This is a genomic window from Pseudomonas gingeri (assembly GCF_013386115.1).
Lineage (GTDB): Bacteria > Pseudomonadota > Gammaproteobacteria > Pseudomonadales > Pseudomonadaceae > Aquipseudomonas > Aquipseudomonas gingeri.
In genome coordinates this window covers 448368-474509 of the sequence record NZ_JACAOR010000013.1, presented here as the reverse complement: position 1 = coordinate 474509, position 26142 = coordinate 448368, and the positions used below count along the sequence as shown (strand labels likewise).

The window sequence follows — 26142 nt, the reverse complement described above, 5'->3', positions numbered from 1 at the left end:
CCTAAACCATACGACGTAAAAGTCGGGAGGAAAGATGGAAACTGTAGTTGGTCTAACCGCTATCGCTGTTGCACTGTTGATCGGCCTGGGCGCACTGGGTACCGCAATTGGTTTCGGCCTGCTGGGCGGCAAGTTCCTGGAAGGCGCAGCGCGTCAGCCAGAAATGGTTCCAATGCTGCAAGTTAAAATGTTCATCGTGGCCGGTCTGCTCGACGCCGTAACCATGATCGGCGTTGGTATCGCTCTGTTCTTCACCTTCGCGAACCCCTTCGTTGGTCAACTCGCTGGCTGATCACTCGAATTTTCGAGTTGATTGGTGTGATGGACAACGAACGAGCGAGGTGTTGGCGTGAACATTAATGCAACCCTGATTGGCCAGTCCGTTGCGTTCTTCATTTTTGTACTGTTTTGCATGAAGTTCGTGTGGCCTCCGGTCATCGCGGCTTTGCACGAACGTCAGAAGAAGATCGCGGATGGATTGGACGCTGCCACCCGTGCAGCTCGCGACCTGGAGTTGGCCCAAGAGAAAGCGGGTCACCAACTGCGCGATGCAAAAGCACAGGCAGCCGAGATCATTGAGCAAGCCAAGAAACGCGGTAACCAGATCGTCGAAGAGGCTGTTGATAAAGCCCGCGTCGAAGCTGAACGCGTGAAGGCTTCGGCTCAGGCCGAGATCGAACAGGAACTGAACAGCGTCAAAGACGCGCTGCGCGCCCAATTGGGTAGCCTGGCCGTTGGCGGTGCCGAGAAGATCCTGGGTGCCACAATCGATCAAAACGCGCACGCGGAGCTGGTTAACAAACTGGCTGCTGAAATTTAAGCGAGGGCGATCATGGCAGAACTGACCACGTTGGCCCGACCTTACGCTAAGGCGGCCTTCGAGCACGCTCAGGCCCACCAGCAACTGGCCAATTGGTCAGCCATGCTCGGCCTGGCTGCAGCGGTGTCGCAAGACGACACCATGCGGCGCGTGCTCAAGGCCCCGCGACTGACGAGCGCAGACAAGGCCACCACGTTTATTGACGTGTGTGGCGACAAGTTCGATGCCAAGGCACAGAATTTCATCCACGTCGTTGCTGAAAACGACCGTCTCCCGCTGTTGCCGGAGATTGCCGCTCTGTTCGACCTGTACAAGGCCGAGCAAGAGAAATCGGTAGACGTGGAAGTCACCAGTGCTTTTGCATTGAACCAAGAACAGCAAGACAAACTCGCCAAGGTTCTCAGTGCACGACTCGACCGGGAAGTGCGCCTGCAAGTTGCGGAAGATTCATCCCTCATCGGGGGTGTAGTCATTCGCGCCGGCGACCTGGTTATCGATGGCTCAGTTCGCGGCAAACTCGCGAAATTGGCCGAAGCATTGAAATCTTGAGTTTGAAGGGGCAGCAGAGCAATGCAGCAACTCAATCCTTCCGAAATAAGTGAAATTATCAAGGGCCGCATCGACAAGCTCGATGTGACCTCCCAAGCCCGTAACGAAGGCACTGTCGTCAGCGTATCTGACGGTATCGTGCGGATTCACGGTCTGGCCGACGTCATGTACGGCGAGATGATCGAGTTTCCGGGCGGCGTCTACGGTATGGCCCTCAACCTGGAGCAAGACTCCGTAGGTGCCGTGGTACTGGGCGCATACACCAGTCTGGCTGAAGGCATGAGCGCCAAGTGCACCGGCCGCATCCTCGAAGTTCCGGTTGGTAAGGAACTGCTGGGTCGCGTTGTCGACGCACTGGGTAACCCAGTTGACGGCAAAGGTCCGCTGAACAACACCGAGACCGACGCGGTCGAGAAAGTTGCTCCAGGCGTGATCTGGCGTAAGTCGGTAGACCAGCCTGTACAGACTGGCTACAAGGCTGTCGATGCCATGATCCCGGTCGGCCGTGGCCAGCGTGAGCTGATCATCGGTGACCGTCAGATCGGTAAGACCGCTCTGGCGATCGACGCGATCATCAACCAGAAAAACAGCGGCATCTTCTGTGTCTACGTCGCGATCGGTCAGAAGCAATCGACCATCGCCAACGTGGTTCGCAAGCTGGAAGAAAACGGCGCCCTGGCCAACACCATCATCGTGGCCGCCAGTGCTTCCGAATCTCCTGCGCTGCAGTTCCTGGCACCGTACTCCGGTTGCACCATGGGCGAGTTCTTCCGCGACCGCGGTGAAGACGCGCTGATCGTTTATGACGATCTGTCCAAGCAAGCAGTGGCCTACCGCCAGATTTCCCTGCTGCTGCGCCGTCCACCAGGCCGTGAAGCCTACCCAGGCGACGTGTTCTATCTCCACTCCCGTCTGCTGGAGCGCGCATCCCGCGTTTCGGAAGAGTACGTCGAGAAGTTCACCAACGGCGCAGTGACTGGCAAAACCGGTTCCCTGACCGCATTGCCGATCATCGAAACCCAGGCTGGCGACGTTTCCGCGTTCGTTCCGACCAACGTGATCTCCATCACCGACGGTCAGATCTTCCTGGAATCGGCCATGTTCAACTCCGGGATCCGTCCTGCTGTGAACGCCGGTGTTTCGGTATCCCGTGTAGGTGGTGCCGCTCAGACCAAGATCATCAAGAAGCTGTCCGGTGGTATCCGTACCGCCCTGGCCCAGTACCGTGAACTGGCGGCATTCGCCCAGTTCGCTTCTGACCTGGACGAAGCGACCCGCAAGCAACTTGAGCATGGTCAGCGCGTTACCGAGCTGATGAAGCAGAAGCAATACGCACCAATGTCGATCGCTGACATGGCGCTGTCGCTGTATGCCGCTGAGCGTGGGTTCCTGACTGACGTCGAAATCGCCAAGGTCGGCAGCTTTGAACAAGCGCTGATTGCTTACTTCAACCGCGATCACGCCGATTTGTTGGCCAAGATCAACGTGAAGGGTGACTTCAATGACGAAATCGACGCTGGCATGAAAGCCGGTATCGAGAAGTTCAAGGCCACCCAAACCTGGTAAGCCGCAGCGGGAGCCGCAAGGCTCCCGCTTGCTAACCTGATAGGTGTTACATGGCAGGCGCAAAAGAGATTCGCAGTAAGATTGCGAGCATCAAAAGCACGCAAAAAATTACCAGCGCCATGGAAAAAGTGGCGGTCAGCAAAATGCGCAAGGCACAAATGCGCATGGCTGCTAGCCGTCCTTATGCGGAGCGTATCCGCCAGGTAATTGGGCATCTGGCCAACGCCAACCCGGAATACCGCCACCCGTTCATGATCGACCGCGAAATCAAGCGCGTCGGTTACGTCGTGGTGAGCAGTGACCGTGGTCTGTGCGGCGGCTTGAACACCAACCTGTTCAAGGCCCTGGTCAAGGACATGGCGGTAAACCGCGAAAACGGCGTCGAGATTGATCTGTGTGTAGTGGGTAGCAAGGGTGCGGCGTTTTTCCGCAACTTCGGCGGTAACGTCGTTGCAGCTATCAGCCACCTGGGTGAAGAGCCGTCGATCAATGACCTGATCGGCAGCGTCAAGGTGATGCTGGATGCCTACCTGGATGGCCGTATTGACCGCCTGTCCGTGGTGTCCAACAAGTTCATCAACACCATGACCCAGCAGCCTACCGTGGAGCAGTTGATTCCACTGGTGGCAACCCCGGATCAAGAACTCAAGCACCACTGGGACTATCTCTACGAACCGGACGCCAAAGAGCTGCTTGACGGCCTGATGGTGCGCTACGTGGAGTCGCAGGTGTACCAGGCGGTGGTCGAGAACAACGCGGCCGAACAAGCTGCGCGGATGATCGCGATGAAGAACGCTACCGACAACGCCGGTGATTTGATCAGCGATTTGCAGCTGATCTACAACAAGGCGCGTCAGGCTGCGATCACCCAAGAGATCTCGGAAATCGTCGGCGGCGCTGCCGCGGTTTAACGGTTCAAATATTCAGAGGATCCAGCTATGAGTAGCGGACGTATCGTTCAAATCATCGGCGCCGTTATCGACGTGGAATTCCCACGCGACAGCGTACCGAGCATCTACAACGCGCTGAAAGTACAAGGCGCGGAAACCACCCTGGAAGTTCAGCAGCAGCTGGGCGACGGCGTGGTTCGTACCATTGCGATGGGTTCCACCGAAGGCTTGAAGCGCGGTCTGGACGTTGTCGACTCCGGCGCTGCCATCTCCGTACCGGTCGGTAAAGCGACCCTGGGCCGGATCATGGACGTCCTCGGCAACCCGATCGACGAAGCTGGTCCGATCGACACCGACGAGCGCTGGGGTATCCACCGCGCGGCGCCGTCGTTCGCCGAACAGGCAGGCGGCAACGACCTGCTGGAAACCGGCATCAAGGTTATCGACCTGGTCTGCCCGTTCGCCAAGGGCGGTAAAGTCGGTCTGTTCGGTGGTGCCGGTGTCGGCAAGACCGTAAACATGATGGAACTGATCCGTAACATCGCCATCGAGCACAGCGGTTATTCCGTGTTCGCCGGTGTGGGTGAGCGTACTCGTGAGGGTAACGACTTCTACCACGAGATGAAGGACTCCAACGTTCTGGACAAAGTGGCACTGGTCTACGGCCAGATGAACGAGCCGCCGGGAAACCGTCTGCGCGTAGCCCTGACCGGCCTGACCATGGCCGAGAAGTTCCGTGACGAAGGTAACGACGTTCTGCTGTTCGTCGACAACATCTACCGTTACACCCTGGCCGGTACCGAAGTATCCGCACTGCTGGGCCGTATGCCTTCGGCAGTAGGTTACCAGCCGACCCTGGCTGAAGAGATGGGCGTGCTGCAAGAGCGCATCACTTCGACCAAGGAAGGTTCGATCACCTCGATCCAGGCGGTATACGTACCAGCGGACGACTTGACCGACCCGTCGCCAGCGACCACCTTCGCCCACTTGGACGCCACCGTCGTACTGTCCCGTGACATCGCCTCCCTGGGTATCTACCCGGCGGTCGATCCACTGGACTCGACTTCGCGCCAGCTGGACCCGAACGTGATCGGCCAGGACCACTACGACACCGCTCGCGGCGTCCAGTACGTTCTGCAGCGCTACAAGGAACTGAAGGACATCATCGCGATCCTGGGTATGGACGAGCTGTCGGAAACCGACAAGCAGTTGGTATCCCGTGCTCGTAAGATCCAGCGCTTCCTGTCGCAGCCGTTCTTCGTGGCTGAAGTCTTCACCGGTGCCTCGGGTAAATACGTTTCCCTGAAAGACACCATTGCTGGCTTCAAAGGCATCCTCAACGGTGACTACGACCACCTGCCAGAACAAGCGTTCTACATGGTTGGCGGCATCGAAGAAGCGATCGAGAAAGCCAAGAAACTGTAATCCCGGCGCCCGGCAACGGGCGCTAATTTAGGTTGAGGCAATCAGATGGCTATGACAGTCCATTGCGATATCGTCAGTGCGGAAGGGGAAATCTTCTCCGGCCTGGTCGAGATGGTGATTGCGCACGGTGCACTGGGTGACCTGGGTATTGCCCTGGGCCACGCGCCGCTGATCACCAATCTCAAGCCGGGTCCGATCCGCTTGATCAAGCAGGGCGGGGAAGCCGAGGTGTTCTACATCTCCGGTGGATTCCTCGAGGTTCAGCCGAACATGGTCAAGGTTCTTGCCGACACCGTGCAACGTGCTGCCGACCTGGACGAAGCCTCCGCTCAGGAAGCCGTCAAGGCTGCCGAGAAGGCCCTGAATGAAAAAGGCGCGGACTTCGACTACGGTTCCGCTGCTGCACGTCTGGCCGAGGCCGCAGCCCAGCTGCGCACCGTCCAGCAGATCCGCAAGAAGTTCGGCGGTTAATCCGCTGCTTGTTGTGTGATTGATTAAAAAGGGTAGCCTCGGCTACCCTTTTTTCTTTTCCGATGTTCATCACCTGGTCGCAGCCGCTGACCACCCAGGATTGGTAGCCAGTCATGTCTCTCGAAATCGTTATCCTCGCTGCAGGTCAAGGCACTCGCATGCGTTCGGCGTTGCCGAAGGTTCTTCACCCCGTAGCCGGCAATTCGATGCTTGGACATGTTATCCACAGCGCCCGGCAATTGAATCCACAGCGCATTCACGTGGTGATTGGCCACGGCGCGGACCGGGTACGTGAACAACTGGCGGCCGACGACCTGAACTTCGTGTTGCAGGACAAGCAACTGGGGACCGGCCATGCGGTGGCCCAGGCCGTGCCTTTCATCACCGGCGACACGGTGCTGGTGCTCTACGGCGACGTCCCGCTGATCGAAGTGGAGACCCTGCAGCGCCTGCTGCGCCACGCCACGCCTGAGCAGGTGGCGCTGCTGACCGTCGAACTGGCGGACCCGACCGGTTATGGCCGCATCGTGCGCAACGATCAGGGCAAGGCCTGTGCGATCGTCGAGCAGAAGGACGCCAACGAGGCGCAGCGCGCCATCACCGAAGGCAACACCGGCATCCTCGCGCTGCCGGCCCGGCGTCTCGGTGACTGGATGAGTCGCCTGTCGAACAACAACGCCCAGGGCGAGTACTACCTGACCGACGTGATCGCCATGGCGGTCGGCGACGGCCTGGTGGTGGAAACCGAGCAACCCCATGACGCCATGGAAGTGCAGGGCGCCAACGACCGCAAGCAACTGGCCGAACTCGAGCGTCACTACCAGAAGCGCGCCGCGCTGCGCCTGATGGCCCAGGGCGTGACCCTGCGCGACCCGTCCCGCTTCGATGTGCGCGGTGAAGTCAGCGTGGGGCGCGATATCCTCATCGACATCAACGTGATCCTGGAAGGTCGCGTGGTGATCGAGGACGATGTGGTGATCGGTCCGAACTGCGTGATCAAGGACACCACGCTGCGCAAGGGCGTGACGGTCAAGGCCAACAGCCACCTCGACGGCGCGATCCTCGGCGAAGGCAGCGACGCCGGTCCTTTCGCCCGCCTGCGTCCCGGCAGCGTGCTGGGTGCCCGCGCCCATGTGGGTAACTTTGTCGAGCTGAAGAACGCGCACCTGGCCGACGATGCCAAGGCCGGCCACCTCGCCTACCTGGGCGATGCGCGGATCGGCGCGCGGACCAATATCGGCGCAGGCACCATCACCTGCAACTATGACGGGGCCAACAAGCACCAGACGGTGCTGGGCGAAGACGTCTTCATCGGTTCCAACAACTCCCTGGTGGCGCCTGTGGATATCTCCAACGGCGCCAGCACGGCGGCGGGTTCGACCATCAACCAGAACGTCGGTGAAGGGCAACTGGCCGTGGCCCGTGCGCGCCAGCGCAATATCGAAGGCTGGAAACGGCCGGTGAAGATCAAGAAGAGCTGAGTTATCCGTGGGAGCTGGCTTGCCAGCGATGGGGTGTCATGAGCGCTGCAAGCCTCAAAGGCCCTCTCGCCGGTAAGTTCTTGCATCTGTCACTTGACGAAGTTTCGATTTCAGGTTTTGATTGCGTTCGTTATCTTTCGAATCGAAACTTAGACTCCCATGTCGAAACGCAATACACCTCAACGTCGCCATAGCATCCTCGCCTTGCTCAATGAGCAGGGCGAAGTGAGCGTGGACGAGCTGGCCAGGCGCTTCGAAACTTCCGAAGTTACGGTTCGCAAGGATCTGGCCGCTCTCGAAAGCAATGGCTTGCTGCTGCGTCGTTACGGCGGCGCGATCAGCATGCCCCATGAACTGGTCAGCGATCTCGGCCACTCGGTGTCGAAGTACAAGCAGGCGATTGCCCGGGCCGCGGTCGGGCGCCTGCGTGAGCATGCACGGATCATCATCGACAGCGGCAGCACCACCGCCGCCATGATCCCGGAACTGGGCCTGCAACCCGGCCTGGTGGTGATGACCAATTCCCTGCACGTCGCCCGGGCCCTGAGCGAGCTGGAACACGAGCCCGTGCTGCTGATGACCGGTGGCACCTGGGACCCGCATTCCGAGTCGTTCCAGGGCCAGGTCGCCGAACAGGTGCTGCGTTCCTACGACTTCGACCAGCTGTTTATCGGTGCCGACGGCATCGACCTGGAGCGCGGTACCACCACCTTCAACGAATTGCTGGGTTTGAGCCGGGTCATGGCCCAGGTCGCCCGGGAAGTGGTGGTCATGGTCGAGGCCGACAAGATCGGTCGACGCATCCCCAACCTGGAACTGCCCTGGAGCAGCGTCCACACCCTTATTACCGATGAACGCTTGCCGCTTGAGGCACGCGAACAGATTCAGGCCCGCGGCATACATTTGATTTGCGCGGCTGTCAGCTAGGAGAAAAGAGCATGTGCGGAATTGTCGGTGCAGTTGCTGAACGTAATATCACGGCCATCCTGGTCGAAGGCCTGAAGCGTCTGGAATACCGCGGCTATGACAGCGCCGGTGTCGCCGTCTTCACCCATAACGGCACGCTGGAGCGCACCCGTCGCACCGGCAAGGTCAGCGAACTGGACCAGGCCCTCGCCGGTCAACCGCTGGCCGGTCGCCTGGGGATCGCCCACACCCGCTGGGCCACCCATGGCGCGCCGTGCGAGCGCAACGCCCACCCGCACTTCTCCGGCTCGGATATCGCCGTGGTGCACAACGGCATCATCGAGAACCACGAAGTCCTGCGCGAGCAACTCAAGGGCCTGGGTTATGTGTTTACCTCGGACACCGATACCGAAGTGATCGCCCACCTGCTCAACCACAAGCTCAAGGACCTCGGCGACCTGACCAAGGCGCTGAAGGCCACGGTCAAGGAACTGCACGGGGCCTATGGCCTGGCGGTGATCAACGCGCAGCAGCCCGACCGCCTGGTTGCGGCCCGCAGCGGCAGCCCGCTGGTGATCGGCCTCGGCCTGGGGGAAAACTTCCTCGCTTCCGACCAGTTGGCCCTGCGCCAGGTGACCGACCGCTTCATGTACCTGGAAGAGGGTGATATCGCCGAGATCCGCCGTGACAGCGTGCAGATCTGGGATGTCGACGGCCAGGCCGTCGAGCGCGAGGCCGTGCAGTACCGCGACGGTGCCGAGGCCGCCGACAAGGGCGCCTTCCGCCACTTCATGCTCAAGGAAATCCACGAGCAACCGTCGGTGGTGCAACGTACCCTGGAAGGGCGCCTGAGCCAGAACCAGGTACTGGTCCAGGCCTTCGGTCCCCAGGCCGCCGAGCTGTTCGCCAAGGTCCGCAATGTGCAGATCGTCGCCTGCGGCACCAGCTACCATGCCGGCATGGTCGCCCGTTACTGGCTCGAAGGCCTGGCGGGTATCCCGTGCCAGGTCGAAGTCGCCAGTGAGTTCCGCTACCGCAAGGTGGTGGTGCAACCGGACACCCTGTTCGTCTCCGTTTCCCAGTCCGGCGAAACCGCCGACACCCTGGCGGCCCTGCGCAATGCCAAGGAGCTGGGCTTCCTCGGCAGCCTGGCGATCTGCAACGTCAGTATCAGCTCGCTGGTGCGTGAATCGGACCTGACCCTGCTGACCCAGGCCGGCCGTGAAATCGGCGTGGCCTCGACCAAGGCCTTCACCACCCAACTGGTCGGCCTGCTGCTGCTGACCCTGGCCCTGGGCCAGGTACGCGGCACCCTGGCGCCGGCTGTCGAGGCGGAGCTGGTGGACGAACTGCGGCGCCTGCCGACCCGCCTGGGCGAGACCCTGGCGATGGACGCCAAGGTCGAGAAAATCGCCGAGCTGTTCGCCGACAAGCACCACACCCTGTTCCTCGGTCGTGGCGCGCAGTACCCGGTGGCGATGGAAGGCTCGCTCAAGCTCAAGGAAATTTCCTATATCCACGCCGAGGCCTATCCGGCAGGTGAGCTCAAGCACGGCCCGTTGGCTCTGGTCGACAACGACATGCCGATCGTCACCGTGGCGCCGAACAACGAGCTGTTGGAGAAGCTCAAATCCAACCTGCAGGAAGTCCGAGCCCGCGGTGGCGAGCTGATCGTCTTCGCTGACGAGAAGGCCGGGATGAGCAATGGCGAGGGCACCCACGTCATCACCATGCCGCATATCCACGACACCCTGGCGCCGATCCTCTACACCATCCCGCTGCAACTGCTGTCGTACTACGTGGCGGTGCTCAAGGGCACCGACGTCGACCAGCCGCGCAACCTGGCGAAGTCGGTCACCGTGGAGTAATCGGGATGGATCGGCTGGCTGCCATGGAAACCTTTGTCTACGTCGTGGAGACAGGTTCTTTTTCCGCGGCAGCCAGGCGCCTGGACGTCGGGCAGCCGGCTGTTTCGAAAACCATCGCCCAGCTGGAAGAGCGCCTGGGGGTTCGCCTGCTGACCCGCTCGACGCGCGGGTTATCCGCGACCGAGGCCGGCACGCTGTTTTTCGAGCGGGCAAGGAAGGTCATCGAGGAGGCCGGTGAAGCCGAGCTCGCCGCTCGCGGGGCGGGTGCCGGGCTGACCGGAACACTGCGCATCTCCACCACGGTGACGTTCTCCAGATTGCACATTCTTCCCCATCTGGGCGGCTTCCTGGAGATGCACCCCCTGCTGGACGTCGATGTGCTGCTGGATGACCGCTCGGTGAACCTTGTCGAAGAGGGGGTCGACGTCGCCTTGCGAATGGGCAACCTCAGCGATTCGGGTTTGACGGCGAGAAAGATCGCCCGCTGCCGACGGCTTGTGCTGGGAACGCCCGCCTATTTTGAACGGCGTGGTATACCCGAATCCCCCGCGGACCTGACAGATCATGAAGCGGTGATCTATTCGCTGGGCGGAGGAGGGGCGTCATGGCTGTTCAAAAAAGGCCAGGCCGAGCAGCTGGTCACTCTCAGCGGTCGTGTCCGGGTCAGCGCCGCCGAGGGCGTGCGGACCACCGTCTTGTCGAGCTACGGCCTTACGCTCTCTTCGGAATGGATGTTCGCGCCTGAGCTGGCCAGCGGCGAGGTGGTGCCGGTGCTCGAGGATTGGGAACTGCCCGAAATGGACCTTTGGGCCATCTTCCCGACCGGGCGCATGGCAAGCGCCAAGGCCCGGGCATTTATCGCTTATGTGGAGCAGTTGATGGGGAACGTTGCCGGAGTGCAATGAAGGCCAGGAGCTCTTCCTCAGCGACGGGTCCATGCCCCAACGCTTTCAGTCCACCAGGGAAACCCCGCACCCGCGGTAGTCCCTGTCTCCCACCTTGAGCAGCACGCTCGCCTCGAATTCCTGGCCGCTCATATCGTCGGTGCAGGTTTCCCTGTCGATCAGCACCTGGATCTCGGTGCCGTCGGCGGCATTGCCGAAGAACCCCTCGGGCGTCGCCTCGGTTTTCGCGATGTCGGTCTTCTGTTCGCCATAGTTCATCTGCAGATGCAGTTCCGGCGTTTCGCCACGGCCGATTTCCACCGACCAGCCCGGTTCATTGCCCACGGCGCGAAAGCTGATATTGCGTTTTCTGGCTTGGGCCCAGGGCGAGTCCGGATCGCTGAGCGCCTGATCTGACAGAGCGCTTTTCGGAACAACGTCCTTGGAGGCCGTTGACTGGTCGCATCCGGCAAGCGAAAACAGCAGTACAGCGCAGAGAAACTGGGTAGAAGTCATGAAGGCAATTTCTGTGCTGGAAAGCCCACGAGGTTAGCGCAGTCGTCTGGACAAGGCGGAAAACGAAGGTTTCAAAGTGTAAAAGTGCGCTCGTCATGGAATAAAAATCTGCAGCCGGATGTTCTGTTACATCAGGGTTGTGGCGCGCCCGACATGGACGGCCAATACTGTCCGATCACTTTATCGCTGCCTTTGGGCATTCGTTGTCTGATTCATGACCGCAGGGGGATTCAATGCCAGTTGTGACTATCGAGGGGCAATCGCTTCATTATCTGGACCAGGGCGCGGGCGAGGTGGTTGTCCTCGGCTCCAGCTATCTGTGGGACAGCGCCATGTGGGCACCGCAGATCGCCGTCCTGGCCCGGCACTACCGGGTGATCGTGCCGGAACTCTGGGGTCATGGGCAGTCCGGAGCGCTGCCGGAAAGTACCCGCAGCCTGGATGATCTCGCCAACCAGACCCTGGCATTGCTCGATCACCTGGATATCCAGCGTTTCAGCCTGGTCGGCCTGTCGGTCGGCGGCATGTGGGGCGCGCGCCTGGCGCTGGCCGCACCGCAGCGTATTCGCGGGCTGGTGCTGATGGATACCTACGCCGGTGCCGAACCGGAAGCCACCCGGCAGTATTATTTCTCGATGCTGAAGACGATCGAGGACGCCGGCAGTATCCCGCCACCGCTGCTCGACGCCATCGTGCCGATTTTCTTCAAGGCCGGTGTCGACCCCGAAGCCTCGTTCTACCAGACCTTCCGCAGTTCCCTGACGACCTATTCCAGCGAGCGCCTGCGCAACAGCATCGTGCCCCTGGGCCGCCTGATCTTTGGCCGGGACGATCGCCTGGCGGCGCTTGCAGCCCTGGATGCCGGGACCACGCTGGTGATGTGTGGCGAGCAGGACAAGCCGCGCCCACCGAGCGAAGCACGGGAAATGGCCGAGCTGATCGGGTGTCCGTATATCGGCATTCCCGAGGCCGGTCATATCTCCAGCATCGAGAACCCGGAGTTCGTCAACCAGGCACTGTTGGCTTTCCTGGCGAAACTGCCCGGGTAATCGGCCCGGCTTTTGGGTACGCTGATGGAACAGACAGAGCCGCCGATGCGGCTCTTTTCTTGACTGATTTGACCGAGGGCGTGCCGTGGACAGATTCCAGGAAATGCAGGCGTTTGTTGCCGTGGCCCAGGAGCAGGGGTTCTCGGCGGCGGCGCGGCGCCTGAACCTGTCGGCACCCAGCGTCACCCGGGCGGTGGCGGCACTGGAAAAACGCATCGGCGCGCAGTTGCTGATCCGCACCACGCGCAATGTGCACCTGACCGAGCCCGGCTTGCGCTACCTCGAGGATTGCCGGCGGATTCTCGGTGAAATGGAGGAGGCCGAGGCTTCGGCGGCAGCCAGCCATGCCCAGCCCAGCGGGCAACTGACGGTGACCGCACCGGTGTTGTTCGGCGAGTTGTACGTCACGCCGGTGATGGTGCGTTATCTCGATCAGTACCCGGCCGTCGACATCAACGCCTTGTTGGTCGACCGGGTGGTGCGCATCGTCGAGGACGGCATCGATGTGGCGATACGCATCGGCGAATTGCCGGACAGCGGTCATCACGCGGTGCGGGTAGGGCAGGTGCGCCGGGTGGTCTGTGCGTCCCCTGCCTACCTCGCCATGCATGGCCGGCCCGCCCATCCCGACGAACTGCGCCAGGCGCGGATCGTCATGACCTCGGCGGCGTCCCAAGTGCGCACCTGGCAGTTTGTCGATGGCGACAAGCCGCTGAGCATCCGCCTGGACCCGCGCCTGGCGGTGACCGCGAACCAGGCGGCGATTCGTGCGGCCTGCCTGGGGGCGGGATTGACCCGAGTGCTGTCCTACCAGGTGGCCGACAAGCTGGCCTGCGGCGAACTGGAGGTGGTGCTGGCCGCCTTCGAACTGCCGCCGCTGCCGATCCACGTGGTGTTTCAGGGCGGGCGCAAGGCCCCGGTCCGGGTGCGCAGTTTTGTCGACTTCGTGGTGGCGGCACTGCGCGAACATCCGGCGCTGAAAGGCTGAGCCACAGAGGCGGGATTTATTTCACCAGATGAAATACTGGATTGCCATTTATGGTGATTCTGTTGTTTTCATCGAAGGCGGAAGATAACTCCATTGGCGCGATCCATCCCGGTTCGTGCCGCTGCCCCACGGAGTCCGTCATGTCCCAGACCGCCATCAAGCTCTATAACTTCTCCCGTTCCGGCCACGCCCATCGTGCCGAATTGATGCTGTCCCTGCTTGGCCTTCCGGTCGAACTGATCCATGTGGACCTGCCCAGCGGCGCCCACAAGAAGCCCGAGTACCTGGCGCTGAACGCATTTGGTCAGGTCCCGGTGATCGACGACCAGGGCGTGGTCCTGGCCGACTCCAACGCGATCATCGTGTACCTGGCGCAGAAGTACGGCAACGGTCGCTGGATGCCGACCGATCCGGTGGGCGCTGCCCGCGTGCAACGCTGGTTGTCGGTGGCGGCGGGGCCGATCGCCTTCGGTCCGGCGCGGGCCCGGTTGATCACAGTGTTTGGTGCCGCCTTCGATGCCGAGGAAGCCATCAGCCGTTCCCATGCCCTGCTCAAGGTGATCGAACAGGAACTGAGCCATACGCCGTATCTGGCGGGCAGCGAGCCGACCGTTGCCGATGTCGCCAGCTACAGCTACATCGCCCACGCACCGGAAGGCAATGTCTCGCTGGCGGACTATCCGAATGTACGGGCCTGGCTGGCGCGTATCGAAGCCTTGCCAGGTTTTGTGCCGATGCCGCGGACCGTTGCCGGTTTGCAGACCGCCTGAGACGGATAAAGTCCCGGCTTATCCAGGCCGGGCCCCTTACAGTGGAGAAGTCGCGATGAACGAACCCGGCGTTTCACCCTGGCACGCAGGCGAACGGCAGATGCAGACGCAAGTCGGCGTGGCCGAACGGATGGCTGAGCTGGGCTCCAGGGTGGTCCGTGACTACATGCCGGACCAGCATCGCGACTTCTATCGCCAACTGCCTTTCATGTTGTTTGGTGCGGTGGATGAGGCAGGGCGCCCCTGGGCAAGCCTGTTCGAGGGTGATCCCGGCTTTGCCGTTTCCCCGGACCCCAGGCACCTGCAACTCGACAGCTTTGCGCAACCCCAGGACCCGGCGTACTCGGCGCTGCGAGCGGGCGCTGCCCTGGGTTTGCTGGGGATCGAATTGCACACACGGCGCCGCAACCGCCTCAATGGGCATATCCAGAGCCTGGGTGACCAAGGCCTGGAGATCGCCGTGGAGCAGAGCTTCGGCAACTGCCCACAATATATCCAGCTGCGTCAGTTCGAGCGGGTGCCGGTCGTCGATCCGGCTCTTCAGGTGGTTCACCGCTCCCAGACCCTGGACGCTGCGGCCACGGCAATGATCTGCAATGCCGACACCTTCTTTGTTGCCAGCTATGTGGATATCGACGGTAAACGCTCGGTGGATGTTTCCCATCGGGGCGGGCAGACCGGGTTTGTCCGGGTGGAAGGCGACCGCCTGACCATCCCCGATTTTGCCGGCAACCTGTTCTTCAACACCCTGGGTAACCTGCTGCTCAATCCCCGCGCCGGGCTGCTGTTTATCGACTTCAATACGGGTGATCTGTTGCAGCTCAGCGGGCGTACGGAAGTCATCCTTGAGGGACCGCAGGTGAAAGCCTTCCAGGGTGCCGAGCGGTTGTGGACGTTCCACGTGGAACATTGTGTGCGTCGTCCGGCTGCAACGACCCTGCGCTGGAAGTTCGAAGGCTTTTCACCCAACAGCCTGATGACCGGCAACTGGCCGCAAGCCGCCGCCCGTTTGCAGGCTGAAGCCCTGGGCAACAGTTGGCGGCCGTTGCAGATCAGCCGGATTGTCGAGGAAAGCGCGACCATTCGTTCGTTGTACCTGGAGCCGACCGATGGGGCGGGGATGCCGGTGTTTCTGGCCGGGCAGCATCTGCCTCTGCGATTCGACATCGACGGGCAAACCCACATCCGCACCTACAGTCTGTCCGGCGCACCTTCGGATTCGTTTCTGCGGATCAGCGTCAAGCGTGATGGCCGGGTGTCTTCGCATATCCATGACCAATTGCGAGTGGGGGACAGGATCGAAGCCCGCGCTCCCCAGGGGCACTTCACCGTAGAGGCTAATGAACGACGGCCACTGGTGCTGCTCGCGGCGGGCGTGGGCATCACACCATTGCTGTCGATGCTGCGCGAAGTGGTCTACCAGGGCAAACGCACGCGGCGCATGCGGCCCACCGTGCTGTTTCTCAGCGCCCGATCCCAGGCGGAATTGCCTTTCCGTGAGGAACTGGATGAACTGCGCGAGCGCGGCGGCGAATCGGTGCAGGTGCTGCGCCTGTTGAGCCAGCCTGAACCGCAGGCGGTGCTGGGCGAGGATTACGACCTGCCTGGACGCCTGAGTGTCGAAGTCATGCGTTCGTTGTTTCTGATCGAGGACTATGACGCGGTGGATTTCGTGCTCTGCGGGCCGGGCGGTTTTACCCAGGGGATGTACGATCAACTGCGCGGGATGGATATTCGCGATGATCATATCCACGCAGAAACCTTCGGCCCATCGACCTTGCGGCGGCAACTGGACCCGGGGCTCAGTCCGATCGAGCAGCCACCGGCAGCCACGGTCGCGGTACCGGTGATCTTCCATCAGTCGGCGAAGGAGGCGCGCTGGCAGCCGGAGGGCGGCAGCCTGCTGGAACTGGCGGAAAGCCGTGGGTTGCGTCCGGAATTCAGTTGCCGGGGCGGCTCATGCGGGACCTGCAGCACACGCCTGATCAGTGGACAGGTGCATTACCCCTATCCCCCGGCCGAATTACCGGGCGAGGGGCAGGTGCTGATCTGTTGTGCGATCCCGGCCAGTAGCGCGGAGCCGCTGGTGCTGGAGCTCTGAAGTCGCCCTTGGTGGTTTTTTGTGTGTGGTGGGTGCTTCTGTGGGAGCGGGCTTGGTCTGGGCGGCATTCCGACGAAGCTTTTAGCGGGCTCCAGGCCCTCTTCGTGGGCAAGCCCACTCCCGCAGAAGCATCTCCCAAAGAAGCCCGCTCCAACCGCTTATCGACGCAAAGCGGTATCGATCTGGCTCATGCGGCTGCGCAGGGTGAATACGCCGTCGCCCGACAGAATGGCGCCGCGGGCAAACAGCCGTCCGTTCTCCCAGTTCGAGAGCCCCAGCTCCGGTTTGTTCAGCGCGTATTGCCCGTCGACCCAGCGAGTAAAGCCATCACCGACAAACGGGGCATTGATGCTGTTGTAGAAGTAGTCGTGGGCCTGGCGGTCGGCGCTGATCAGCGACACCGTGAACTGCGGGCTGTAGCGATTGAACAGGCCGATGGCCTGGTCCAGGTCGTCGACGATCTTCAGGCTGACTTCCGGCGTCTCTTCCCATTCCCACTCGCGGCCAAGCTGGTCTTCGGCCAGGGACTCGGTCTGCGCTTCCTCCTGATACCCTTCGGCGCGCTGGATTCGGACGCGGGCCTTCAGCCACTGCTCGGGCAGGACACCTTCGTCACCGCTGACGATGTGTAGCTTGCAGCTCTGGCCACGGGCCACGCCGGCCTGGGTCAGCGCTTCAAGAAACAGCGGCACCAGTTCGGCCGCGCGCTGGCGGTGGATCACGCAGACATTGAGGGTGTTGCAGACCTTGCGGTCGAGGGAGTTGCGCACCACCTCGGCAAAACGCGCGGCATCGGCATCCTGATGCGCCACCAGCCAGGCACCGCCGGTGCCGTGCAGGCTGACCACGGTACCGGCCTGCTGGGCGATGCCACCGAGCTGTTTCACCGCATGGCCCGAGCCCCGCGCCACGGCCAGGGACAGGCGACGGTCGGCGAACATCGCCCAGCCCGCCGCGCGGTCGATGCTTTCCACCAGCGATACCGCGCCAGCCGGCAAGCCGGCCTCGCGCAGCGCCGGGTCCAGCGCATGCTTGACGATCGCCTGGGCCGTGCCGAGGGCATCGCTGCCGATGCGCAGCACGGCGGTATTGCCGGTACGCAAGACCCCGGCCGCATCGGCAAACACGTTCGGCCGACCTTCGAAGACAAACGCCACCACGCCCAGCGGCGCGACCACCTGCTCGACCTTCCAGCCGGCATGTTCCACGGACTCGCGGACCCGCCCACGAATCAGCGGTGCATCGCGCCAGGCTCGCAGTCCGGCGATCATGTCGCGGCGCATGGCTTCGCTGGCCAGCAAGCGGGTGGTGGAGCGCCCCAGCGATTTGGCGCGGGCCAGGTCGGCCTGGTTCGCCGCTTCGATCAGTGCCCAGGAGGCGGGCGCTTCCAGATGCCCGGCGAACAGATCGAAGAAGCGGCTGATGGCTTCGTCCGATACCTGCGCCAGGGCGGCGAACGCGCCTTGCGCGGTGTCGATGGCCCTGGCGGCGATCTGTTGCACCGCCTGCGGGATCAACAGCAGTTCACCGCTGCCCTGGTCGACCAGCAGGTGATCGCCCGGCTGGAAACGCGCGGCCAATTCCGGCGGCACCGGGGAAACCCGGTTACCCGCGTAGAGAATGGGAGTGCCGGCGATAAGACGATCGAGCGTGCTGGTCATGGTTCGCAAACTAGTCAGGAAAGGAAGGGCAAAATGTATAAGAAAAACGCCGTCGGCTCACCTGCTAACGGCGTTTCTTTTGCGCTCTGGTGCATCCTCGGTGGAGCCGTGCCGTGGGAGCTGGCTTGCTGGCGACGGCGGCCTATACGGCGGCGCACGGCACGAAGGCCTTATCGCCAGCAAGCCGGCTCCTACAGGGGCGGTCAGGCCTGCTGGATAAAGGCGAGGCGGGCGGCGAAACCGATCAGCAAGCCGCCGAACAGCCATTGTTGCAGGCGCTGGGCCCGAGGACTGTTATCCAGCCAGCGACCGATCCAGGCTCCCGCCAGGGCATAGCAGCTGTCGAACAGCAGGCCGACCAGCACCAGCGTCACGCCGAGCCCGAGAAACTGGGTGCCGACCGCCCCTGCCCGGGGGTCGATGAATTGCGGCAGCAGCACGGAACAGAACAGCAGCGCCTTGGGATTCAGCAGATTGGTCAGCAGCCCCTGGCGCAACGCCCCGCGCCAGCCCAGCCGGTTCGCTCGCTCGCCTTCGGTATCGGTGCCCAGCGCGGTCAGGGTTCCGGGACGCAGCATGCGTACGCCGATCCATAGCAGGTAGGCGGCCCCGGCCAGGCGCACCGTATCGAAAGTCCAGGGCGCGGTCTTGAACAGCGCCGCCAGGCCCAGTGCGGCCAGGCCGACATGGCAGGCGCGGGCCATGCCCAGGCCCAGCGCGGTGGTCAGGGCCAGGGTGCGTCCGTGGCGGGCGCCGGTTTGCAGCAGCAGGATCATGTCAGGGCCGGGAAGCAGATAGATCATCGCCAGCGCGAGCAGGTAGAGGAGCATCGTTGCCATTCTCCGAGGTCAGGGTAAAAGCCCGAGGGGAAACCAGGGAAAAGTCTATGCTGGAAGAGCGGGGCAGGTGCTTGCGTATTCGACCCGTTAAAGCCTTAGACTTGGCACTTCATGCCAATCATGACGACAGGGGTAGTCGGATATGCCAAAAATAAAACTCGATGCCTACGACCGCAAGATTCTCGCCGCACTGCAACGGGACGGTCGCCTGAGCAATGTCGAGCTGGCGGACCAGATCGGCCTGTCGGCATCACCGTGCCTGCGGCGGGTGCGCATGCTCGAAGAGGCGGGAGTGATCCGGGGCTACCAGGTGAACCTCGACCGCGATGAAGTCGGCCTGGGGTTGACGGTGTTTGTCGGGGTCAAGGTCGAGCGGCACCATGAAGCCGACGCCGAGGCCTTCCGCCTGGCGGTCACGGCCTTGCCGCAGGTGATCTCGGCATTCCTCGTGTCGGGCGAGTCGGACTTCCTGCTGCAGGTGGTGGTCCCCGACCTGCGCGCCTACGAGCGCTTTCTCACCGGTGAGTTGCTGAGGTTGCCGGGGGTACGGGATATCCGCAGCAACTTTGCGATCCAGGCGGTGAAGACGCCCGGACCGCTGCCGCTGGATCATCTGCCCGACTAGATCTGCGTCGCCAGCCCTTCCACATTCATCGCCGCCTGGCGCAACGCCTCGGAGCGCGTCGGGTGGGGGTGGCAGGTCAGGGCGATGTCCTCGGCGGAAGCCGAGAATTCCATGGCCACGCAGTATTCGCCGATCATTTCACTGACGCTCGGTCCTACGAGATGCACGCCGAGGACCTCGTCGGTCTGGGCATCGGCCAGGACCTTGGCGAAGCCTTCGGTCTCGTGGTTGATCTTGGCCCGGCTGTTGGCGCTGAAGGGAAACTTGCCGACCTTGTAGACACGACCTTCGGCCTTGAGTTGTTCCTCGGTCTTGCCGACGCTCGCCAGTTCCGGACGGGTGTAGATCACGCTGGGGATCAGCGCGTAATTGACCTCGCCGGCCTTGCCGACGATCTGTTCGATACAGGCCATGGCCTCGTCTTCGGCCTTGTGGGCGAGCATCGGGCCCGAGGTGACATCGCCGATCACCCAGATCCCGGTGGCCTCGGTACGGTGCCCGTGGTTGGCGAGCAGGCCGCGCGAGTCGGTGGCCAGGCCGACATTTTCCAGGCCGAGGCCGCGGGTGAAGGGGCGACGACCGATCGCCACCAGCACGTAGTCGGCCTCGATCAGCTCGGCTGTGCCGCCTGCCGCCGGTTCGAGCCGCAGTTGCACGGCATCGGCGGACGTCGTGGCGCTGGTCACCTTGGTCCCCAGCTTGAAGTCGATCCCCTGCTTGGCGAGGGCGCGTTGCAAGGTCTTGCCGGCTTCGGCGTCGACCCCGGGACAGATACGGTCGAGGTATTCGACCACCGTGACCTGGCTGCCCAGCCGTCGCCACACCGAGCCGAGCTCCAGGCCGATCACCCCGGCGCCGATGACCACCAGGCGCCGGGGCACTTGCGGCAACGACAGGGCGCCGGTCGAATCGAGAATGCGCTGGTTGTCGATCTCCACGCCGGGCAATGGCGTCGGTTCGGAACCGCTGGCGATGACGATGTCCTTGGCCTGCAGTGCCGTCTTCTGCCCGCTGGCGTCGGTCACTTCGACCTGGCCCGGTCCGGTGATGCGGCCCCAGCCCTTGATCCACTCGACCTTGTTCTTGCGGAACAGGTACTCGATGCCCTTCGTCAACCCGGCAACGCTGTCATCCTTCTGTTTCATCATCTGCGCCAGGTTGAGGCTTGGCGTCACCTCGATCCCGAGGTTGGCGAATTCGCCGCCGGTGGCCGCCTCATACAGCTCGGAAGCGTGCAGCAAGGCCTTGGACGGCATGCAGCCGACGTTCAGGCAAGTGCCGCCGAGGGTTTCCCGACCCTCGATGCAGGCGGCCTTCAGGCCCAGCTGGCCGGCACGAATGGCCGCGTTGTAACCGCCTGGTCCACCGCCGATGATGATCACGTCGTAGCTGCTCATGGCTGTTCTCCTGCAAGTCCTGGGGCGAAGGGAGTAAAATATTATCAGTATAATATGAGCGTATTGAACAGGGCCGGTCAAGCGGCCAGGCAGTCACCCTGGTGGCAGGTTCAATGTCTGTCCATCAAGGTGAACAAGGAGCCTGGCTTGCCGGGAACACGGCGGTGCGGTGTCCCGACAAGCCCCGCTCCTTCAGGTCCACCAGTAACGTACCAGATGGAAAAAGATCGGCGCGGCGAAGCACACCGAGTCGAGCCGGTCGAGCATGCCGCCATGGCCTTCGATCATGTGGCCCCAGTCCTTGACCCCGCGGTCGCGCTTGATCGCCGACATGACAATGCCGCCGGCAAAGCCCAGCAGGTTGATCAGCAACGCGATCAGCACCGCCTGCCAGGGGTTGAACGGGGTGATCCAGAACAGCGCGCCGCCGATCAGCGAGGCCAGGGCGATGCCGCCGACAAAGCCCTCGACGGTTTTCGAGGGCGACAGGTTGGGGGCGATCTTGCGTTTGCCGAACAGCTTGCCGCAGACGTACTGGAGCACGTCCGACAGTTGCACCACGATCACCAGGTAGGCGATCAGCAGCAGGTTGCGGCCCTCGTAGCCGGCAATGTCCAGGGTCAGCAGCGCTGGCACGAACGATACGCAGAACACCGCGATCATCAGGCCCCACTGCACCTTCGAGGCCCGCTCCAGGAAGTGCGTGCTGTCGCCGCCCAGCGAGGCGAGGATCGGCAGCAGCAGGAACACGTAGACCGGGATGAAGATCGAGAACAGCCCGTACCAGTCGGAATAGATCAGCAGGTACTGCAGCGGCAGGGCCAGGTAGAACGCCGCCACCAGTGCCGGGTAGTCGCTGCGGCGAGTCGGCGTCAGGGTCAGGAACTCGCGCAGGGCGTAGAACGACACCGCATAGAACAGCAGGATCACCGCGCCGGTGCCGAGCCAGAAGGCCACGCCGATCACCAGCACCATCACCCACCAGGCGTTGATCCGGGCGTTGAGGTTGTCGATCACCGCGTTCGGCGTACCGCGGGTCCGCCACTGCAGAACGAAGCCGATCAGCGAAGCCAGGACCAGGATCATGCCGATCCCGGCGAACAACATCAGGGTCTGCCTATCCATTTCAGTGTTGCTCCGGTGCCAGGGCCAGCAGCGCATCGCGGCTGCGTTGCAGGAAGTGTTCTTTGCTTTCGTCTTCTTCGAGCCGCAGCGGCGCACCGAAGCTGGTGGTGCATAACAGCGGCAGGGGCAATACCCGGCCCTTGGGCATGACCCGATTGAGGTTGGCGATCCATACAGGGATCAGTTGCGCCTGTGGATAAGTTCGCGCCAGGTGGAAGATCCCGCTCTTGAACGGCAGCAGGCCGTCTTCCTGGTTGCGCGTGCCCTCGGGAAAGATGATCAGAGAATGGCCTTGTTCCAGCGCGTCGAGCATCGGTTGCAGCGGGTTATCCCCAGGCTCCTTGCGCTCGCGGTCGATCAGCACGCCGTTGAACACCCGCCGGATGATGTAGCGGCGCAACGCGCTCCTGTTCCAGTAGTCGGCGCCGGCGACCGGCCGCGTCAGCTTGCGCAGCGCCGGCGGCAACGAGGCCCAGAGCAGCACGAAGTCGCCGTGGCTGCTGTGGTTGGCGAAGTAGATCCGCTGCACCGGATCGGGCCCGGAACCTATCCACAGGCTACGGGCGCCAGTGACGAGGCGGGCGCCGGAAGTGATCAGGGTGGCAACCACGGGTTCGAACATGACGATTCCTTATCTGGCGAAGGGCAGCCAGGGGCTGGCCAGAATGACGATCAGTGGCAGGGAAATTTGCACTATCAGCAGCAGTGCCTGGCGCTTGAGCAGACCCAGCGCTCCACGGCTGCGCTCGGCCCAGGGCCGTGCGGGCGTGTGCCGTGGTTGCAGGCCGAGGTCGTGCAGCGCCTGGTCCAGCGCCTCGGTCCGGTCGCCCAGGCCGCTGGGTTCCCCGGCCATCAGCTGGAACAGGTCGGCATCGAAGGCGACACGCAAGGCCCAGTATTTTTGCAGCAGGCCGGTCAGCACCAGCCAGGCGCTGAGCAGCAGGCACCAGGAGCTGAGGGTGCCGATCAGCAGCGGCGCCAGTCCCGACAGCACGCCGAGGACCGTCAGCCCTGTGGATAACTGATCCAGCGAGCGGCCGCGGCGCAGCAGGCTGGCGACCACTTGCAGCGGCATGTCAGCGGACATCGGCGACCCCCAGGCTGCCGGGCGCCGGCTCGGGCGCCAGGTGGATCATGGCTTCCAGCGCCTGGCGATGTTGCGGATGCAGGACCACGCCGGGACGCGCCGCGCGGATCAGCGCCAGGGCGCCATCGATCTCTGCCGCCCGGCCGCTGTGCAGCAGCCAGGCCGCCAGCGCCGTGGCACTGCGTGAATAGCCCAGGGCGCAGCAGACCAGCAGCGGCCCGTGCTGGCGCAACGCTTCGATACTCAGCGCGGCTTGCCGGCATTGCTCGGCGGACGGGGCGATCAGGTCCAGTACCGGGATGCTCTGGTAGGCCCGGTCTTGCGCGGCCAGCGGCAGCTCCGCGCACAGGTCGACAATGGCCCTGAACGGACCGGCCCGCAGCTCGCGGCGGCTCGGCAGGCGGCCCAGCCAGAGGTTATCCACAACCTGGTCGGGTTGTGGATGGGATCTTGTCCACAGCCGCGAGTTGATCCAGGCGCCGGCCCGGTACGGAGCGAACAACCAGCGGGCGGCGGGACTCAGGCTGCCGTCGGCGCGCTTCTGGAAGCCCTGGGCACCGAGCAGCGCGTAGTTGAGCGCCACCAGCCCGAGGGCCAGCGCCGGCCACAGCAGCCACAACGCGACACCGGCGAAGCCGAAGGCGGCGATAGCCAGCAGCACCGCTCCCAGGCCATAGCGCACGGCCAGGCTGAAGCGTTTGCCGTCACGGGCCAGCCGCGCCACGGCCAGGGGGCTGGAACGATCGTCCGGCCATAGCCAGACGCACAACCAGCCGGCCAGGGCGCCGGTGGGCACATCGATAAAGTGGTGTTGATAAGTGGTCAGCACCGACACGCCGATCAGGGCGAACCAGCCATGCACCAGCCAGCGCCCGGCCCCGGCGAAATGCCGGCGGTACATGACCCACAGGATCACCAGCAGCGCGATATGCAGCGACGGCGCCTGGTTGAAGGGTTTGTCGAAGCCCGCCAGTACCGCGAACAGCCAGCCGAACACGCCGTCCAGCGGCGGCCGGGCGAAGGTGAAGGTCAGCGGCCAGAGCAGGAAGCAGGAGACGGCGATGACCTGGGCCGTGAGCAGGCGCAGGGCGTGCCGGTCGAGTTCGCGCTTGCTCGTGGGCAGCAGCAGCGACAGGCCGTACAGCAGGTCGATGGACCAGTAGGGCACGATGGTCCAGGCCCAGAACGGCATGTGGCTTTCCCAGTCGAACACATAGCTGCCGACATCGCTGCGCTGGCTGGTGTACCAGGTGGCAAAGCCGTAGCTGGCGAAGAACAACGGCGCCAGCAGGAGCAGCCAGAGCACGGCCCGCTTCAGCAGGCCGGCTTCGCGCGCGGTGGCGCCCATCATTGCACCCGTTGTGCCAGGGATACGCTGAAGATCCCCCATTCATCGACCCGCTGGGTGATCTTGCGGAACCCGGCGGCTTCCACCAACTGGTCCATTTCCGCCTGGCTGCGCCGGCGCATGACCCAGGCCTGGCCCTGGCGGTGACTGGTCAGCGCCCGGGCGATCAGTTCCAGCTGCGGGTGCCACGGCTGCCCGGTGTAGACCAGGTAGGCACCCGGCTCGCAGGCCTCGGCCAGCCCGGCCAGGGAATTGCCGACCATGCCGTTGTCGGCGAACAACTCGTACAGGCCGGACACCACCGCCAGGCTCGGCTTGGGGTCCAGCGCGGCCAGGTCGGCGCGGTCAAAGGCGTCGCCCTTGACGAAGCGGGCGATATTTTCCAGACCCTTTTCGACGATCAGCGCGCTGCCGTCACGCACGTTGATATCGCTGTAGTCGCGCAGCAGGATCGATTCCGGCAGCGGCTCGACCCCTTGCAGGGCTTCGAGGATATAGCGCCCGTGGCCGGCGGCGATATCGACGATGCGCACTTCGCGACCCTGCTCGCGCAGCTGGGCCATGGCCAGGCGCAACAGTTCCTCGACATGCAGCTTGCGCTGGCGGATACCGCGCCAGCCGATCGAATTCAGGTAGTTCCGGTCGATCATCCGGCCCAGGGCGGTATGCCCGGTGGGGGTGTTGCGGTAGACGTAGTCCAGGGTACTGCCGGAGTCGAAACCGGTGTCGAAGCCGAGCTTGACCCCGGCCGACAGCTTGCTGCCCAGGCCCATGCTGGCGCGGGTCAGGCGCCAGTAGAGATCGCGTGGCGAGTTGTGCGGCAGGGGCGCGGCCAGGGCCTCGGATTCGGCGCAGGTATCGCCGATGCGGTCGGCGTCGAGCAGGGCCGGGCGATTGACCGGCGAAAGGAAGTTCTGCTCGATGAAGCGCCTGGCCCGGCTGACGGCCAGGTGGCGGTCGCGCTCGCCGAGGGTGTCGTGGAAGAACCCCGGCAGTATGTGCAGTTCCTTTTTCAGGCTGCCCAGGCGCTGGAAGAATTGCTCCTGGGGTTTGCGGTGGACGACGAAGTCGGCGCCGGAGATCAGCAACTGGGTCGGCACCTGGATCGCATTGGCATCGGCGACCACCCGGTCGGCGGCCTCGTAGAGTCCGAGCAGGACATTCACCGAAATGGCTTTGGTGATCAGCGGATCGCTGTCATAGGAGGCAACGCGTTCCGGGTCATGGCTGAGGAACTTGGCCTTGACGTAGCTGTTGACGAAAAAGTTGCCGCGAAAGCGCCGCATCAGGGCCAGGCCCGGGCGGGCGAAAGGCACGTAGAGCTTGACCTTGAAGGCCGGCGAGGCCAGCACCAGGGCACGGATCCTCGGCGCGTAGTCGTGCACCCAGGTGGCGACGATCACCGCGCCGACGCTCTGGGCGACCACGGCGATATTTTCCTCGGCGATATTGAACGTGGCGCCGAGGTGATCGCAGAAGGTCTGTACGTCTCGCGCGCTGGTGGCGAAGCTCGGGCTGTCGCCCCGTGCGCCCGGCGACTGGCCGTGGCCACGGGCGTCCCAGGCGAAGAAATCGAACTCCGGCAGGTTCAGTTCATCCACCAGGTGGGCGATGCGCCCGGAGTGCTCATGGCCCCGGTGGAACAGCAGGATCGCCTTGCGCGGCTCGCCGGCGACGGGCGCGCTGGCCGGCCAGTGACGATAAAACAGTTCGACGCCATCGTGGGTACTGAAGGTCAGGGCTTGCTCGTCGCGCATTGCAATATCCTTGTGCTGT

The 26142-nt window shown here is 63.2% G+C and carries 25 protein-coding genes; 16 read left to right on the top strand and 9 right to left on the bottom strand.

The window, feature by feature from the left end:
* The first annotated feature begins 34 nt into the window (after positions 1 to 34).
* From atpE to HX881_RS26215, 11 genes are all read left to right on the top strand, one after another.
* Positions 35 to 292, top strand: a complete 258-nt coding sequence (atpE, locus tag HX881_RS26265) for a F0F1 ATP synthase subunit C (protein ID WP_002555987.1) — start codon at positions 35 to 37, stop codon at positions 290 to 292.
* 57 nt (positions 293 to 349) lie between these two features.
* Entirely contained in the window at positions 350 to 820 is a 471-nt protein-coding gene (locus HX881_RS26260; protein WP_017129294.1) for a F0F1 ATP synthase subunit B, read from the top strand.
* Positions 821 to 832: 12 nt separating this feature from the next.
* The gene (locus HX881_RS26255; protein WP_017129295.1) at positions 833 to 1369 is read left to right on the top strand and encodes a F0F1 ATP synthase subunit delta; all 537 of its coding nucleotides are present in this window, start codon (positions 833 to 835) and stop codon (positions 1367 to 1369) included.
* Positions 1370 to 1390: 21 nt separating this feature from the next.
* Positions 1391 to 2935, top strand: coding sequence for a F0F1 ATP synthase subunit alpha (gene atpA, locus HX881_RS26250; protein WP_017129296.1), 1545 nt, complete (start codon positions 1391 to 1393; stop codon positions 2933 to 2935).
* A 50-nt stretch (positions 2936 to 2985) separates the two neighbouring features.
* A complete protein-coding gene (gene atpG, locus HX881_RS26245) occupies positions 2986 to 3846 on the top strand; it encodes a F0F1 ATP synthase subunit gamma (RefSeq protein ID WP_017129297.1) in 861 nt (286 codons plus the stop codon).
* Positions 3847 to 3873: 27 nt separating this feature from the next.
* Complete coding sequence (atpD, locus tag HX881_RS26240) at positions 3874 to 5250, top strand: F0F1 ATP synthase subunit beta (RefSeq protein ID WP_017129298.1); 1377 nt, start codon at positions 3874 to 3876, stop codon at positions 5248 to 5250.
* Between the two features lie 45 nt (positions 5251 to 5295).
* Positions 5296 to 5721 (top strand): F0F1 ATP synthase subunit epsilon, encoded by a 426-nt coding sequence (locus HX881_RS26235; protein ID WP_010447599.1) that lies wholly within the window; start codon positions 5296 to 5298, stop codon positions 5719 to 5721.
* A gap of 113 nt (positions 5722 to 5834) precedes the next feature.
* Complete coding sequence (glmU, locus tag HX881_RS26230) at positions 5835 to 7202, top strand: bifunctional UDP-N-acetylglucosamine diphosphorylase/glucosamine-1-phosphate N-acetyltransferase GlmU (protein WP_042937022.1); 1368 nt, start codon at positions 5835 to 5837, stop codon at positions 7200 to 7202.
* Between the two features lie 159 nt (positions 7203 to 7361).
* A complete protein-coding gene (locus tag HX881_RS26225; RefSeq protein ID WP_017129300.1) occupies positions 7362 to 8129 on the top strand; it encodes a DeoR/GlpR family DNA-binding transcription regulator in 768 nt (255 codons plus the stop codon).
* An 11-nt stretch (positions 8130 to 8140) separates the two neighbouring features.
* Positions 8141 to 9976, top strand: a complete 1836-nt coding sequence (gene glmS, locus HX881_RS26220) for a glutamine--fructose-6-phosphate transaminase (isomerizing) (protein WP_017129301.1) — start codon at positions 8141 to 8143, stop codon at positions 9974 to 9976.
* A 5-nt stretch (positions 9977 to 9981) separates the two neighbouring features.
* Positions 9982 to 10881, top strand: a complete 900-nt coding sequence (locus HX881_RS26215) for a LysR family transcriptional regulator (RefSeq protein WP_177087352.1) — start codon at positions 9982 to 9984, stop codon at positions 10879 to 10881.
* Between the two features lie 45 nt (positions 10882 to 10926).
* Here the strand turns inward: HX881_RS26215 and HX881_RS26210 are convergent, their stop codons facing one another.
* Positions 10927 to 11376, bottom strand: a complete 450-nt coding sequence (locus tag HX881_RS26210) for a hypothetical protein (RefSeq protein WP_017129326.1) — start codon at positions 11374 to 11376, stop codon at positions 10927 to 10929.
* A 233-nt stretch (positions 11377 to 11609) separates the two neighbouring features.
* Between HX881_RS26210 and HX881_RS26205 the strand changes: the two genes are divergently transcribed.
* The 4 genes from HX881_RS26205 (at position 11610) to HX881_RS26190 (ending at position 16284) form a co-directional block, all read left to right on the top strand.
* Positions 11610 to 12425, top strand: coding sequence for an alpha/beta fold hydrolase (locus HX881_RS26205; RefSeq protein ID WP_177087350.1), 816 nt, complete (start codon positions 11610 to 11612; stop codon positions 12423 to 12425).
* Positions 12426 to 12510: 85 nt separating this feature from the next.
* Positions 12511 to 13413, top strand: a complete 903-nt coding sequence (locus tag HX881_RS26200; RefSeq protein WP_177087348.1) for a LysR family transcriptional regulator — start codon at positions 12511 to 12513, stop codon at positions 13411 to 13413.
* Positions 13414 to 13553: 140 nt separating this feature from the next.
* Positions 13554 to 14183 (top strand): glutathione S-transferase family protein, encoded by a 630-nt coding sequence (locus HX881_RS26195; RefSeq protein ID WP_177087346.1) that lies wholly within the window; start codon positions 13554 to 13556, stop codon positions 14181 to 14183.
* A 55-nt stretch (positions 14184 to 14238) separates the two neighbouring features.
* Positions 14239 to 16284 (top strand): 2Fe-2S iron-sulfur cluster-binding protein, encoded by a 2046-nt coding sequence (locus tag HX881_RS26190; protein WP_177087344.1) that lies wholly within the window; start codon positions 14239 to 14241, stop codon positions 16282 to 16284.
* 158 nt (positions 16285 to 16442) lie between these two features.
* Here the strand turns inward: HX881_RS26190 and HX881_RS26185 are convergent, their stop codons facing one another.
* Positions 16443 to 17945, bottom strand: coding sequence for an aldehyde dehydrogenase family protein (locus tag HX881_RS26185; protein WP_177087342.1), 1503 nt, complete (start codon positions 17943 to 17945; stop codon positions 16443 to 16445).
* A gap of 203 nt (positions 17946 to 18148) precedes the next feature.
* A complete protein-coding gene (locus HX881_RS26180) occupies positions 18149 to 18784 on the bottom strand; it encodes a LysE family translocator (RefSeq protein ID WP_042937035.1) in 636 nt (211 codons plus the stop codon).
* Between the two features lie 151 nt (positions 18785 to 18935).
* On the opposite strand from HX881_RS26180, the gene HX881_RS26175 reads away from it, so the two are divergent.
* The gene (locus HX881_RS26175; RefSeq protein WP_042937062.1) at positions 18936 to 19409 is read left to right on the top strand and encodes an Lrp/AsnC family transcriptional regulator; all 474 of its coding nucleotides are present in this window, start codon (positions 18936 to 18938) and stop codon (positions 19407 to 19409) included.
* Here HX881_RS26175 and lpdA read toward each other — a convergent pair.
* The 6 genes from lpdA to HX881_RS26145 form a co-directional block, all read right to left on the bottom strand.
* Positions 19406 to 20806, bottom strand: a complete 1401-nt coding sequence (gene lpdA / locus HX881_RS26170) for a dihydrolipoyl dehydrogenase (protein WP_177087340.1) — start codon at positions 20804 to 20806, stop codon at positions 19406 to 19408. The genes HX881_RS26175 and lpdA overlap by 4 nt on opposite strands.
* Before the next feature lie 192 nt (positions 20807 to 20998).
* The gene (locus HX881_RS26165; RefSeq protein WP_177087338.1) at positions 20999 to 21931 is read right to left on the bottom strand and encodes a phosphatidate cytidylyltransferase; all 933 of its coding nucleotides are present in this window, start codon (positions 21929 to 21931) and stop codon (positions 20999 to 21001) included.
* Between the two features lies 1 nt (position 21932).
* Positions 21933 to 22553, bottom strand: a complete 621-nt coding sequence (locus HX881_RS26160) for a lysophospholipid acyltransferase family protein (RefSeq protein ID WP_017129336.1) — start codon at positions 22551 to 22553, stop codon at positions 21933 to 21935.
* Between the two features lie 9 nt (positions 22554 to 22562).
* Positions 22563 to 23018 (bottom strand): hypothetical protein, encoded by a 456-nt coding sequence (locus tag HX881_RS26155; protein WP_177087336.1) that lies wholly within the window; start codon positions 23016 to 23018, stop codon positions 22563 to 22565.
* Positions 23008 to 24369, bottom strand: a complete 1362-nt coding sequence (locus tag HX881_RS26150; protein WP_177087334.1) for a phosphatase PAP2/dual specificity phosphatase family protein — start codon at positions 24367 to 24369, stop codon at positions 23008 to 23010. The genes HX881_RS26155 and HX881_RS26150 overlap by 11 nt, the downstream gene beginning before the upstream one ends.
* Positions 24366 to 26123 carry a bifunctional alpha/beta hydrolase/class I SAM-dependent methyltransferase gene (locus HX881_RS26145; protein WP_177087332.1) on the bottom strand — a complete coding sequence of 586 codons (1758 nt, stop codon included), beginning with the start codon at positions 26121 to 26123 and terminating at the stop codon, positions 24366 to 24368. The genes HX881_RS26150 and HX881_RS26145 overlap by 4 nt, the downstream gene beginning before the upstream one ends.
* Between the last annotated feature and the right edge of the window lie 19 nt (positions 26124 to 26142).